The following is a 14,057-nucleotide window of genomic DNA, read 5'->3' as shown; positions in this document are numbered from 1 at the left end:
GCAATGGCTACTATTTATATTGATAATGTACCCTACGAGGTAAAACCCGGCAAAAATTTATTAGAGGCCTGTCTCACGCTGGGCATTAATCTTCCCTACTTCTGCTGGCACCCGGCTATGGGCTCGGTGGGGGCCTGCCGCCAGTGCGCGGTAAAAGTTTTTAAAGATGAAGCCGATACCAAAGGCCGGTTGATTATGTCGTGTATGGAACCGGTGCGGGATAACATCCGGCTTTCGGTAGATGAACCCGAAGCGAAGGAGTTCCGGGAGCACGTAATTGAGTGGCTCATGACCAACCACCCGCACGACTGTGCCGTCTGCGACGAAGGCGGCGCCTGCCATTTGCAGGATATGACCGTGATGAGCGGCCACAACTACCGGCGCTACGAATATAAAAAACGCACTTACCAAAACCAATATTTAGGACCTTTCCTCAACCACGAAATGAACCGCTGCATCCAATGTTACCGGTGCGTGCGGTTTTATAAAGATTATGCCGGCGGCCACGACCTGGACGTGTTTGCTGCCCACAACCACGTGTACTTTGGCCGGCACGAAAACGGGGTATTGGAAAATGAGTTCAGCGGCAACCTGGCCGAGGTATGCCCCACCGGTGTATTTACCGACAAAACCCTAAAGCAACATTATACCCGCAAGTGGGATTTAACCATGGCCCCGTCGGTGTGCCAGCATTGCAGCCTGGGTTGTAATATTTCGGCCGGTGAGCGTTACGGGTCGTTGCGGCAAATAACCAGCCGATACAACGGCGAAGTAAACGGGTATTTTATTTGCGACCGCGGGCGTTTTGGTTATGAATTTGTAAACAGTCCGGCCCGCATCCGAAAAGCGCTGGTGCGCACTCATCTGCCCGAAGCCGTTACCAAAGAAGTTGCGCTACAGGAAATATGGGGAGAATTGCGGCAGGCCCGCCTAATTGGCATTGGTTCCCCGCGAGCTTCCCTCGAATCGAATTTTGCCCTGAAAGCTTTGGTGGGCGAAAATAATTTTCACCTGGGGGTAGACGAAAACGATCAAGATCTGGTAGACCTCAGCCTGAAAATATTACGCAAAGGCCCCGCCCGGAATTTTAGTCTGCGCGAAGTAGAAACCGCCGATGCGGTATTTATTCTGGGCGAAGATTTAACCAATACGGCGCCCATGCTGGCCTTAGCGGTTCGGCAGTCGGTGCGGCAACAACCGCTGGCACAGGTAGCCCAGGCCAGTATACCTTTTTGGCAGGATGCCGCTGCCCGCGAATTGGTACAGGATAAGAAAGGGCCTTTATTTATTGCCTCTATCACGGCTACCAAACTCGACGAAATAGCCACCGCCACTGCGCATGCTTCGCCGGATGCCATTGCCCGGCTAGGCTTTGCGGTGGCCAATCTTATCAGCGAAAATTCACCGGTGGTTACGCACTTATCGGAAGCCGAAGAAACAATGGCGCAGCAAATAGCGGATGCTTTGAAAACGGCTAAGAAACCGCTGATTATTTCGGGTTGCGCCAGCGGCAGCGAAGCCGTTCTGAAAGCCGCCGCCAATATTGCGGGAGCCTTGTGCGAGCAAGTTAAAACAGCCGGCATTGTGCTCACCGTACCCGAATGCAACAGCCTTGGTTTGGCTATGCTGGGCGGCCACCGACTGGAATCGGCATTCGAAGCCATTCAGAATGGCTACGCCGATTCCGTCATCATCCTGGAAAATAACTTATACCGTTGCGCGAATAAAACGGCAGTAGATAGCTTTTTAGGACATGCCAAAGAAGTGCTGGTACTGGACCACCTGCACCATGCCACCACTGAAAAAGCCAGAATAGTGCTACCCGCCGGCACCTTTGCTGAAGCTGACGGCACCCTGGTAAACAACGAAGGGCGGGCTCAGCGTTTCTACCAGGTTTATCCTACCCCTGAAGATTTGCAGGAGAGCTGGCGGTGGTTAATAAATATTGGCACATCGCTCCGCCACCCGGTTCTGAGCAATTGGAAAAACCTGGATGATATAAACCAGGCGCTGGCCGAGGCGGATAATCAATTTAAAGGAATATTGGCCGCAGCGCCACCCGCCGAATTCCGGATTGCCGGCCAAAAAATACCCCGCGAGTCGCACCGCTTTAGCGGCCGTACCGCCATGAACGCGCACCACGCGGTAAGCGAGCCCAAACCACCCGAAGACCCGGATACACCTTTAACTTTTACCATGGAAGGTTACCGCGGCGAGCCGCCTTCATCAATTATTCCATTCTTCTGGTCGCCGGGTTGGAACTCTATTCAATCGGTGAATAAATACCAGGAAGAGATAGGGGGGCACTTGCACCACGGCGACCCGGGCATCCGGCTGATAGAACCGGTACAAACCAATTTAACGCATTATTTCAGCGAGGTGCCGGAAGATTTTGCGCCCCTGCAAAACCATTTATTTATGGTGCCACTGTACCATATTTTTGGTTCGGAAGAGCAGAGCATTTTAGCGCCGGGCATTGCCCAACGAGCACCCGAACCTTACGTAGCCATTTGCGAAGCTGATGCTCATGCTTTACAATTAAAAGAAGGAAATAACCTTGATTTCAGCTTAGAGCACCAGATTATTCGCCTACCAGTTAAAATCAATAACGATATAACCAAAGGTACCGCTGGTTTGCCCAAAGGTTTGCCCGGCGTGCCTTATGCCGAATTGCCCGCCTGGGCTATCATTCTAAAACAAGAAACAACATGGAAGCATCAGCCCCAAATTATTTCCTGATTGTAGGTGGTGTACTGTTCGTGATGATGAACGTAGCCGCCGGACTCATCTGGGTAGAGCGCCGCATGCTGGCGCTGTGGCAGGACCGTTACGGCCCCAACCGGGCGGGTCCCTTCGGACTGTTTATTGTACTCGCCGATACGCTGAAGCTGCTGTTTAAAGAAGACTGGATTCCGCCCTTTGCCGACAAAGTAGTTTTTGTGCTGGCGCCGGCCATTGTAATGGTAACGGTGCTGCTGAGCTTCGTGATTATTCCGTTTGCGCCGGGTATTGTGGTAGCCGATTTAAATATTGGCATTTTGTTTTTCCTGGCTATGTCGTCGATGGGCGCTTACAGCATTATTTTGGGTGGTTGGGCTTCGAATAATAAATATGCCTTACTAGGTGCCATGCGCGGGGCAGCTCAAATGATTTCTTACGAAGTATTTATGGGCTTGGCTTTAATGGGCGTGGTGTTATTAACGGGCTCATTTAACCTGCGCGATATTGTGGAGGCCCAGCGGAACATGTGGTTTGTGGTACCGCAAATAATTGGTTTTGTTATTTTCTTTATTGCCGGCGTTGCCGAAACCCATCGTCTGCCCTTCGATATACCCGAAGCCGAAAGCGAACTGATTGCGGGTTTTCACTCCGAATATTCGGGCATGAAATTCGGAATTTTCTTTGTAGGGGAATATTTGGGCATTACGCTTATCTCGTGTATGGTGGTGGCCCTGTACTTTGGCGGTTGGCTGGGTCCGGCTTTCTTGCCGCCGGTGGTTTGGTTTGCCTTAAAAACGTTTGTTTTCATCAGCATATTTATTCTGTTGCGGGCCTCTTTACCCCGCCCCCGCTACGACCAGTTAATGGAATTCGGCTGGAAAATATTACTCCCCCTGACCCTGGTAAACCTGTTGGTAACGGCAGCTATTGTGTTAATGCAGAATGGTAATTATTAACTGGAAGTTGGTAGCAGGAAGTTAGTAACAAGACTTTAATAAAAAAGAAATAATCAAAAAATATCAGATACCTGATACCAACTACCAGATACCTGATACTAAATAAAAAGAAAGGAGCTGATATGTTTAGTATTTTACGGAGTATGGGGCTTACGTTTCTGCACGCGTTTCACAAGCGCGATACCATCCAGTACCCGGAGGAAAAAGCAAAATTATTTCCGCGCTGGCGGGGCCGCATTGTACTTACCCGCGACCCAGATATGGGCGAACGCTGCGTAGGTTGCTACCTTTGTGCGGCGGCCTGCCCCGTAGATTGTATCTCGCTGCAAGCTACCGAAGACGAAACCGGCCGCCGCTATCCCGAGTTTTTCCGGATAAATTTTTCGCGCTGCATTTTCTGCGGTTTCTGCGAAGAAGCCTGCCCTACCTATGCCATTCAGCTCATCCCGGATTTCGAAATGGCCGAATACAACCGCCAGAACCTGGTGTACGAGAAAAAAGACTTGCTCATCAACAGCCAGGGCAAATATCTCGGTTACAATTATTACAAAGTAGCGGGCATGGCCATTGGCGGCAAAGGCAAAGGCGAAGCCATCAATGAGAATCCACCGGTAGATGTAAAAAGCTTAATCCCTTAACCCAATGGAACTGACTTTCTACCTGGCCGCTGCGGTTGCCATTATTGCTACTATTCTGGTGGTAACCCAATACAACCTGATACATGCCCTGCTGTACCTGGTGGTTTCTTTTATGGCGATAGCCGTCGTGTTCTTTACCCTGGGTGCTCCATTTATGGCTGCCCTCGAAATAATTATTTACGCCGGGGCTATTGTGGTGCTCATCATCTTCGTGATTATGATGCTGAACCTGACCCACGAAGATGTGCAGCACGAAAAAGAATGGCTGAAGCCCAGCGTCTGGATTGGGCCGGCTTTGCTATCGTTGATATTGCTGGCCGAACTGGCCTATATTTTTATGGCGTCCGAAACATCAGCAGTTGCCACACAACCAGTAGAAGCCAAAGCCGTGGGCATGGCTCTTTTCGGACCTTATGTGCTGGGGGTTGAGTTAAGCGGTATGCTTTTAATGGCGGGTATTGTGGGAGCTTATCACCTGGGCCGGCAAAAGAAAAAAATTGTACACCGCTTTTTAGAAAGGACTGAGGCATGAATACCATCCCCATGGAACACGGTTTGTTACTAGCCGGCATTCTTTTTATTATCGGGTTGGTGAGTGTGCTCATCCGACGCAATATTATTTTCATGCTGATATCGGTGGAAATAATGCTGAATGCGGCCGGACTGGCCTTTATTGTGGCCGGTGCCCGCTGGGTTCAACCCGAAGGCCAGGTTATGTTCATTTTCATCATCACGATGGCCGCCGCTGAGGTTTCGGTTGGCCTAGCCCTGATTTTACAGCTCTATCATAATTTAAAAACCCTCGACAGCGATGCGGCTAATGTAATGAACGGATAATTATGGAAAATTTACTCTGGTTAGTTCCTGCTTTGCCCTTTGCCGGTGCCCTAATATTGATAATTACTGGCACCCGACTTTCCCGGCCGTTGGTGTCATTGATTGGTGTGGGTAGTGTAGGCGTATCCGCGTTGCTCACCTTAATCCTGGGTAGTCAGTTTCTATCGGCCGGCCCCACCGAACCGGTGTACCAGCAGGTAGTCTGGCAATGGTTTAGTGTGGAGGGTTTTAATCCGGGCATTGCTTTCCACCTCGATGCCCTTTCGATGGTTTTTATTTTTGTCATCACCTTCGTGGGCTTTCTCATCCATTTGTACTCTACCGCCTACATGGCCGATGACGATGGGTTTGCCCGCTTTTTTGCCTACTTAAATTTGTTTGTGGGCTCGATGTTGGTACTCGTATTGGCGGATAACCTGGTATTACTGTACCTGGGTTGGGAAGGCGTAGGCTTGTGCAGTTATTTGCTGATTGGGTTCTGGTACAAAGAGCCGGCTAATGGATATGCGGCCCGCAAGGCATTTATTATTACCCGGGTCGGCGATACGGCTTTAGCTATTGGGCTATTTATGCTCTTTCAGCTATTTGGTACGCTGCACATCCAGACCATTGCTACTGAAGCGCCGCAAACCTGGGCAGTTGGTTCGCAGGCAGCTACCATTATTGCGTTTTTATTATTGGGCGGGGCGGTAGGTAAATCAGGTCAGTTACCGCTGCAAACCTGGCTGCCCGATGCCATGGCGGGCCCCACGCCGGTGAGTGCGCTTATTCATGCTGCTACCATGGTTACCGCCGGCGTTTACCTGATTACCCGGATGCACGTAATATTTGAGTTGGCCCCAACAGCTATGCTAACAGTGGCGATAATTGGCGCTGTAACTTTATTAATAGCCGGTTGCGCAGCTCTCGCTCAATCAGACCTGAAACGGGTTTTGGCCTACTCTACCATCAGCCAGATTGGGTACATGTTTCTGGCATTGGGCGTAGGTGCCTGGTCAGCCGGAATATTTCACTTCATGATTCATGCTTTTTTTAAAGCCCTACTTTTCTTAAGTGCCGGCGCCATTATTATTTCGCTGCACCACGAACAAAATATGTTCCGGATGGGTGGCCTCCGTAAATTATTACCGGCCGTGTTCTGGACTTTCCTGATTGGTTCGGCTTCGCTGGCGGCTTTGCCCCTGATTACGGCCGGCTTCTACAGCAAAGATCAAATATTATGGTATGCCATGGCTGGCGAAAGAGGTAATACCTGGCTTTACCTGGCCGGGCTACTCGGTGCCTTTATTACTGCCATTTATACTTTCCGGATGGTTTTTATTACGTTCTACGGTGCACCCAAATCCCACGTCACCCATCCGCCCGGCCCAATTATTACGGTGCCGCTAATAATTCTTGCGGTTCTCTCCCTCCTTGGCGGCTTTATTGAGTTGCCCCACAATTTCGGACACGTGGTGTTATTCTCCGACTTCCTGACGCCTTTGCTACCGGCTATTCATGCCAACGATGCCTTGGGTACTTCGGAATGGATCTTCCAGTTAGTGGCAGCAATTATTTCGCTGAGCGGTGTTTACCTGGCCTACGTGTTTTATCTCCAAAAGCCTGCCTTGCAAGCTAATATGGAACAATCTAGCCTGTTCAGGGCGGTGCACCGGTTCTGGTATTCCGGCTGGGGCTTCGATAAACTATACGATACGCTGTTTGTACGGCCGTATGTGTTTCTGGCCAGGATTAACAAAAATGATATCATCGATAAAATTTACGCCGCCCTGGCGGCCATTGCGCAGGTGCTTAACCGCAGCTTAGCCCAAACCCAAAGCGGCATTTTGCGCTGGTACATGATGGGCGTAGTCGTGGGCGCTTTGTTAATCATCACTTTAAGTTTATTGCCATGATACTAGCCTGGCTTATTATTTTGCTGATGGTTGGGGGAATATTAGCCTGGATAGCCGGCCGGTTTAACGCTAACTTTGCCCGTTGGATTGCCCTGCTCACCACGCTGGCCAGTTTCTTAATTTCTATTTCGCTCTGGCTAAACAACCCAACAACCACCGTTAAAGCCACGAACTGGATGATGCGCTATGAGGTGCCCTGGGTGCCCCAATGGGGTGTTAGTTTTTCCTTGGCACTCGATGGTTTGAGTTTACTCATGCTGCTCCTCACCTTCTTCCTCGGGCTACTGTCCATATTAGTATCGTGGCGCGAAATTAAAACCAAAGTTGGCTTCTTCCATTTTAATATTTTGTGGGTGCTGGCGGGTATTTCGGGCGTTTTCCTCACTATGGATTTATTTCTGTTCTACTTTTTCTGGGAAGTAATGCTGATACCCATGTATTTCCTGATTGGTATCTGGGGGCACGCCAACCGCATGTACGCGGCATACAAGTTTTTTATATTCACACAGGCCAGCGGGCTTTTAATGCTGCTCTCCATTTTGGGCCTGTACTTTATTCATGGGTCTAATACCGGCTCTTACACTTTCAATTATTTCGATTTATTAGGCACTACTTTTCCTCCGGCTATTGGTCCGTGGTTGATGGCGGGTTTCCTGATGGCTTTTCTGGTTAAGTTACCCGTGGTACCGTTTCATTCGTGGTTACCCGATGCCCACTCCGAAGCGCCTACCGCCGGCAGTGTTATTCTGGCGGGTTTGCTGTTAAAAACCGGGGCTTACGGGTTGCTGCGCTTTGTCATTCCATTATTTCCGGAGGCCGCCCAGGCTTTTGCTCCTTGGGCCATGTTGCTGGGTGTGGTGGGTATTTTATACGGGGCTATCCTGGCGTTCTCCCAAACCGACCTAAAACGACTGATTGCCTATACCAGCGTGAGTCACATGGGTTTTGTAATACTGGGTGTATTCTCTTTTAATGAATGGGCTTTCCAGGGAGTGGTGATGCAAATGATTACCCACGGTATCAGTACGGGTGCCTTGTTTATAATGGCTGGCTTCCTCTACGAGCGCCTGCACACCCGCGACATCCGGCAGATGGGTGGCTTCTGGCCCGCTATTCCCAGAATGGGCGTGTTTGCCTCCATCTTTGCCATGGCTTCCCTGGGCTTACCCGGTTTAGGTAATTTTATTGCCGAGTTTTTAACGCTGGTAGGTAGCTGGCAAGCCAATAACCTCCTGACCATATTTGCTACGATTGGCTTAGTAGCCGCTACGGCTTATTCGCTCCGGATTCTGCAAAAGGTATTTCTGGGCAAAAATAAGGCGGAGCACCCATTAACTGATTTATCGCTCCGCGAAATGAGCATCGCTTTGCCTTTGGTAGTAGCTATTCTCTGGCTGGGTTTATATCCCCAACCTGTTCTGGACCGGGCAAAACCTTCGGTGGATGAGCAACTGGAAGCTTACAAAAAACCAACTATAAAACCCGAAATACCGGCCCAAGTTACCCTGCAAACCCTACCCGCTGATACAGTACGTCTACTAAATACGAAAGGAGGAATTCATGCGCTTAAGTGATTTATATTTTCTAATGCCGCTACTAATTCTGGTCGGAGCCGCCACTCTGAATATGCTGGTAGTGGCCGTAAAACGAAACCACAAAGTTATTTTTGGTATTACCATCGTGGCCCACTTGGTAGCAGTGTTTACGCTTTTGCAGCTTAACGGTAGTTCATACCAGATTCCGCCTTTCTTTGTAATGGATGGCTGGGGAATATTTAATTTAGGTCTGATATTACTTACCTCCTTATTCGTAACGCTGCTGTCGTATGCCTATTTTGAGCAACGCGAGGAACGCAAAGAAGAATATTACCTGCTACTAATTCTAGCTACCCTTGGCGCTTGTGTATTAGTTATCAGTCAGCATTTTATGGCGCTTTTCCTGGGCCTGGAAATATTAAGCGTAGCCCTGTATTCGCTCATTGCTTACCTGCGTACCCGCGAACGTTCTGACGAAGCCGGCATTAAATATTTAATTTTGGCAGCCTTGTCTTCGGCGTTTTTATTATTCGGAATGGCGTTGGTTTATGCCGTTACCGGCACCATGTCTTTTCCCGAAATTGGCGTTTACCTGCAATCGGTTTCGGAATTGCCGCTATTACTCTTAACCGGTTTTGGGCTGATGATAGTGGGAATTGGCTTTAAGCTGGGCATTGTACCTTTTCACATGTGGGCACCCGATGTGTACGAAGGCGCACCGGCACCTGTAACCGCATTTATTGCCACCGTTTCCAAAGGCGGCATGATGGGCTTACTCATCCGGTTTTTCTCCCAGGCCGATGCTTACCGCTACGCTAACCTCATGCTGATATTTACCATTATTGCCATTGCCTCCATGTTGGCCGGCAACCTGTTAGCCCTCCGGCAGAAAAATATTAAACGGCTACTGGCTTATTCCTCTATTGCGCACCTGGGCTATATTTTAGTGGCCTTTTTAGCCGGCAACCGGTTGGGCGTAGAAGCAGTCAGTTTTTATTTGGTAGCTTATTTTATTACGAGTCTGGGCGCTTTTGGCGTGGTAGCCTTGCTATCGGATACCGAACGAGACGCCGACCAATTAGAAGATTACCGGGGACTTTTCTGGCGAAGACCCGCCACTGCAGCAGTTTTTACGGCCATGCTTCTGTCGCTGGCCGGCATTCCGCTCACAGCTGGTTTCGTCGGCAAATTTTATATTCTGGCTTCCGGCGTAAATACCCAACAATGGTTATTGGTTTTAATGCTGGTCCTAAACAGCGTAATCGGGCTGTATTATTACATAAAAGTAATTGCGGCTATGTTTGCCCAAACCAAATCGGTACAGGAACGGCGTAAAGTGCTGCACCCGGCTTTATCGTTTGCCAGCGGGGGGGCGATGGCCATCCTGGGGCTGCTCCTGATCTGGATTGGTGTTTATCCCACCAGCCTGGTACAATTAATCAGAGGCTTGCTGGCTACTTTTATGACTACTTTTTAGCTGGCTCAGCAGTTTAAGAATTAGTAGCTGTTTACAGATGCTTTTAGCCAAGCTGTTTTAGTTGAAAGAATTCTTTAAAAGCATTTTTCTAGTTTATAAAATATTCCTGGCTATTCTGCTCTCAACCAAAACTAAATGGAATTTAGGGAAAAGAGAATAATGCTTGCTCCGGGTATATCTACCCAAAATATTCAGGAAATAAATATTCCCCGGAACAAGCCAATTTATTATTCAAACATCATGTAATTAATGCGGCTTTCAGCCCGCTCAGCAAATTTTTTGTAGTCCTGTCCTTTTCCTTTATTAGCTTCTGCTAATTCTAAGCGTCTTAAAATTGCTGAGCAATCGGTTATTTCATACTGATCAAAATTCTCGATTCTGATAGGAAATTTCGGGGTTTCTTTTTCTTTCTTCATAGCTCCTATTCTCCTTAATTTTATCCTATAAATTTAATAAAATTAACCCGTAAATAGTGCCTGTAGAGCTTCTAAATCAGTATTGAACGAGTGAGATTAAGTAGTACTTAAATTATTTTCATACGTAATTACAACTATATTACGTAGTAATTCATATAATTTCTAGCACTTAACTAAGCACCCTTTGTTATCTGTTATTTTAAATAAAGAACTAGATTTATAAAGTTTTGATGTTGGAAATCACGACTAAAACTGGTGCCTCGGGTTGGCTATTTTGTGGGTTCGGGCTGTTAGAAACAACAGGAAATATTTTAGCTTAATAATGGCAATTGTTGAGAGAATGGCAGCTCCAAAGAAACAGTTAAATTAATCTTTTTACGGGTTAAAATATCAGACTTGAATTAATTACCACGGCGGTTATATTTCTTTAATAATTGCCAATAAGGCACTTCTTCCTGATAGTAGTTACACAACGACTGCCACAAAGCCGGGTGTGGCAAAGCGCCTACATGGGCATTCAAGACCACCTGGTATGCCTCCAGTAAAGGAATATCTTCAGTTTCTTTCAGCGCCGCAATAATAAATGTAACCGATCGGCTAATGCCTGCTCCACAAGAAACCATTACCTTTTTTCCTTCCTGCTGCTGGCTTAAAATAAATTGAACACCTTTTTCTAATATTTCTCGCTGAACAGGTACGCCATCTTCAATGGGAATATAAAGTGTTTGAATTTCGGGATACTCTACCCGGCCGGCAAACTGGAGCATGGCCCCAATCTGCTGGGCTTGCAATGGCGGGAGTTCGAAGGTATCGCGGTATTTTCCCAGAAATAGCCAAGGCCGGATGGCAATCATATACTTACTGTTTTAAAACTAAGGTAAGTTAATAAAACCGAATCAGTTAAGCTTGCTTAATTTCAAACGCTATTTTTCGTCAGGAATAACTGCGAATAAAATATAATCCGCAACACAGCCAACATTCTTATAAGTTGCAGGATAAATAATACCAAAGAGAATAAAAAACTTTCCATAGCGAGGACTTAAATCATTGTACCCATTCCTGTCATTCCGGAGGAATCTTCTGCTTAGAAGGCGTTACAGGTAAATTCCAGACTAGGTTTATTACCTGTTTATCCAACTCATGCAGAAGATTCTTTTGGAATTCTTCGAATTCTATAGAATGACGAGTATGGAAAACCATTTGCCAGACTGCTATGCAAACTGCTTTTTACTATTTGGTATAATATGGCAAGTTGGCGGTAGAAACCATTGGCACTGAAAATAAAATAAGCTTAGGTAATATATTTCGGCACAAAATAATATTTAAGCACGTGCACATGCCCTGCTTACCGGGTTCCTGTAATTTCTGCTACGTAATTAAAAAAGGCCGTTTTCAGCGGTGTGTTAATGTGCCAATCTACGGGCATGCTTTGGTAGCCATCCTGGTAATTATTTTTACCGGGGTCGAAATAGCCCCAGGAGCAATATTCGCTGATGGCCGCCCGGCAATTATTCTGAGGTTGGTCGAAGTTAAAATGATCATCTTCGTTATAAAGAATGGGTTTAGGCGAATACACCGGGCGCTGCCGTACTTGCCGCACCAAGTCTGTAATTCTCGCTGGATCAGAAACGCCGTTGCCGTGCAGTAAAACAAAATCCGAATTTTGAATAACGGCATCGGTGGGCAAAGCGCCGCCGGTAAAAGAAGTACTAACCAGCAAGCGCCGGCCTTGCCGGGTTTTCTGTTTTACCCGTTTAATTAGTTCGGGTACGCGTTCGGGCCGCAGAATTGCGTGGTTATAGGTATTATGATTGCATTCGTTGTTAATTTCTACCATTACGTGGCGGTAGCCCTGCTTCAGCAGCCAGTTGGTAGCATTGTCAACGCCGCGTATTACCGCCGCTTCATCTTGCAGCCGTTCATCCTGACCAAAATAATAAAAGCCTACCATTACCGTCATGCCCAACGCATCGGCTTTATCCAATATTCGCTTCAGGCGATTTAGATACGCCGGTTTCAAAGCGCCATCCGGTGCAAAAGCATTATTTTCCCAGGGCTGTTCTTTCGAGTAGCCTTCCGGTGAGCCGCCTTGCAGGTTTATGGTAAAGTTGAGTAACCCTTTTTGCCGCCAGGCCGGCATAGCGGCTATAAATTCGTTTGTATTTCGTTCCGGGTCCCAGGTGCCGGTATCGGGGTATTTCCAGCGTTGGCGGGTTTCGGGGTTATGGTCATCAAATATTCCCTGCACCATACGGCCGTTCATTAACAAACCCTGAATTTTGTAGCCTTGCCAGGTGCGGTTCTCGTAGGTCCGGCGGCCGTTCAGGTAAAAAGCATCGTCTTTAATGCTTACTACCGTGCGGCCTACCCGTGCCCGCTGACTAAATATTGCTGCCTGACAGAAAGCAAAACTGCTACCAGCTACCGCACCTAATATTAGTGCCCGCATTAACCACCTGGCAAATATTACCCGTTGTTTATTTTTAAGGAATACGGTATTTGTAATTTGGGTTTGGCTGGATCTAAACATAAGCCTTTACATAGCATTACTCAAATTATTTTAATAACCTACTCGGCTTTGGGCCAACCTTTTTGTTTCATACCAGTATTAAATCAATATATTCAGGTTTTAAAATAGACCTGGCGGTTAAATATTGTTAAATATTATAGTTGCCTTTGTTTTACTTATATTAATAAAACTATGAAAAATATCAAACCTTTTTTATCGCTTCTGATAATTTTAATTTCCTTTACTTTAGGCGGTTGCGAACTGCTCGGCGATGTAATGGAATTTACCATGTGGACTACCCTGATTGTGGTAGGTATTGTAATATTGCTGATTATGTGGATTGTGCGGAAAATACGAGGCCCACGGAGGCGTTATTAATGCCGCACTATTTTTAAAGCAATAAAAAAGGGTAGCTCTGAATAAGCTACCCTTTTTTATTGCTTGTTATATGCTACTTTTTTACGCTATTTGTTTCGTTCGGGCATGGTACCCAGCAGCCAATCCCACAACGGCGATGATACCCCAAAGGCCCGTTCATCGTCTTTGTAATGATGAATGCTATGATGCACCCAAAGAATTTTTAAGAAGTTTTTGGGCGGCGCATAAGCGTGTACCGCATAATGCACAAACAGGTAAACGGCATACCCAAACAAAAGCCCCGAAACAATGCCAAACACGAACTGCCCAAATATTAATTTAAAAACAAAAAAGAACAACGAGGAGATAAATAAGCTCATAATGGGGGGCATAGCCAAACGTTCTTTGTCTTTCGGATATTCGTGGTGGTTGCCATGGAACGTGTACTGAATATTTTTCTTCACATCCGTATCGGTATCCATGTGAAACAGGAAGCGGTGCGCTATGTACTCGATAAATGTAAATATAAACCAGCCGCTAAAAAACAACCCAATAGCCGATAGTACAGTTATAAAGCCGTGTGTAAAGCCATAAGCAATAAGGCCAATGGCAATAATTATAAATATAGAAATAGGTACAGCAATGTGCGTACGCGTCAGTTTTTCCAGAAATGGATTCTGAAACAGTTGGGCGGTGCCTTTGTGATTAGGTTTCAT

Annotated in this window: 13 protein-coding genes; 9 read left to right on the top strand and 4 right to left on the bottom strand. The window is 47.0% G+C overall.

Annotation, left to right across the window (positions count from 1 at the left end; genetic code table 11):
* Positions 1-3: 3 nt before the first annotated feature.
* The 8 genes from nuoG to F0145_RS01475 all read left to right on the top strand — a co-directional run bounded on the left by nuoG (position 4) and on the right by F0145_RS01475 (position 10,059).
* Positions 4-2,739, top strand: coding sequence for an NADH-quinone oxidoreductase subunit NuoG (nuoG, locus tag F0145_RS01510; RefSeq protein WP_150086293.1), 2,736 nt, complete (start codon positions 4-6; stop codon positions 2,737-2,739).
* Positions 2,709-3,677, top strand: coding sequence for an NADH-quinone oxidoreductase subunit NuoH (gene nuoH, locus F0145_RS01505; RefSeq protein WP_150086292.1), 969 nt, complete (start codon positions 2,709-2,711; stop codon positions 3,675-3,677). The genes nuoG and nuoH overlap by 31 nt, the downstream gene beginning before the upstream one ends.
* 122 nt (positions 3,678-3,799) lie before the next feature.
* Entirely contained in the window at positions 3,800-4,315 is a 516-nt protein-coding gene (gene nuoI / locus F0145_RS01500) for an NADH-quinone oxidoreductase subunit NuoI (RefSeq protein WP_150086291.1), read from the top strand.
* A gap of 4 nt (positions 4,316-4,319) precedes the next feature.
* Positions 4,320-4,847 carry an NADH-quinone oxidoreductase subunit J gene (nuoJ, locus tag F0145_RS01495; RefSeq protein WP_150086290.1) on the top strand — a complete coding sequence of 176 codons (528 nt, stop codon included), beginning with the start codon at positions 4,320-4,322 and terminating at the stop codon, positions 4,845-4,847.
* Positions 4,844-5,152: an NADH-quinone oxidoreductase subunit NuoK gene (gene nuoK / locus F0145_RS01490; protein WP_150086289.1), complete on the top strand. Its 309-nt coding sequence runs from the start codon at positions 4,844-4,846 to the stop codon at positions 5,150-5,152. Before nuoJ ends, nuoK begins: the two co-directional genes overlap by 4 nt.
* Positions 5,153-5,154: 2 nt before the next feature.
* A complete protein-coding gene (nuoL, locus tag F0145_RS01485) occupies positions 5,155-7,047 on the top strand; it encodes an NADH-quinone oxidoreductase subunit L (RefSeq protein ID WP_150086288.1) in 1,893 nt (630 codons plus the stop codon).
* On the top strand, positions 7,044-8,621 hold the full coding sequence (gene nuoM / locus F0145_RS01480) for an NADH-quinone oxidoreductase subunit M (protein WP_150086287.1): 1,578 nt from the start codon (positions 7,044-7,046) through the stop codon (positions 8,619-8,621). Before nuoL ends, nuoM begins: the two co-directional genes overlap by 4 nt.
* Positions 8,622-8,634: 13 nt before the next feature.
* On the top strand, positions 8,635-10,059 hold the full coding sequence (locus F0145_RS01475; RefSeq protein WP_262719537.1) for an NADH-quinone oxidoreductase subunit N: 1,425 nt from the start codon (positions 8,635-8,637) through the stop codon (positions 10,057-10,059).
* A gap of 227 nt (positions 10,060-10,286) precedes the next feature.
* Here F0145_RS01475 and F0145_RS01470 read toward each other — a convergent pair whose 3' ends face one another.
* From F0145_RS01470 to F0145_RS01460, 3 genes are all read right to left on the bottom strand, one after another.
* Positions 10,287-10,475, bottom strand: a complete 189-nt coding sequence (locus F0145_RS01470) for a hypothetical protein (RefSeq protein WP_150086285.1) — start codon at positions 10,473-10,475, stop codon at positions 10,287-10,289.
* Between the two features lie 401 nt (positions 10,476-10,876).
* Positions 10,877-11,329: a dual specificity protein phosphatase family protein gene (locus F0145_RS01465; RefSeq protein ID WP_150086284.1), complete on the bottom strand. Its 453-nt coding sequence runs from the start codon at positions 11,327-11,329 to the stop codon at positions 10,877-10,879.
* Between the two features lie 491 nt (positions 11,330-11,820).
* Positions 11,821-13,005 carry a hypothetical protein gene (locus tag F0145_RS01460; protein ID WP_223815761.1) on the bottom strand — a complete coding sequence of 395 codons (1,185 nt, stop codon included), beginning with the start codon at positions 13,003-13,005 and terminating at the stop codon, positions 11,821-11,823.
* A 171-nt stretch (positions 13,006-13,176) separates the two neighbouring features.
* On the opposite strand from F0145_RS01460, the gene F0145_RS01455 reads away from it, so the two are divergent.
* Positions 13,177-13,362, top strand: coding sequence for a hypothetical protein (locus F0145_RS01455; RefSeq protein ID WP_150086283.1), 186 nt, complete (start codon positions 13,177-13,179; stop codon positions 13,360-13,362).
* Positions 13,363-13,448: 86 nt separating this feature from the next.
* Here the strand turns inward: F0145_RS01455 and F0145_RS01450 are convergent, their stop codons facing one another.
* A complete protein-coding gene (locus F0145_RS01450) occupies positions 13,449-14,057 on the bottom strand; it encodes a sterol desaturase family protein (protein WP_150086282.1) in 609 nt (202 codons plus the stop codon).

This window comes from Adhaeribacter rhizoryzae (genome assembly GCF_008629685.1).
GTDB lineage: Bacteria > Bacteroidota > Bacteroidia > Cytophagales > Hymenobacteraceae > Adhaeribacter > Adhaeribacter rhizoryzae.
This window is presented reverse-complemented; position numbering and strand designations above follow the sequence as displayed.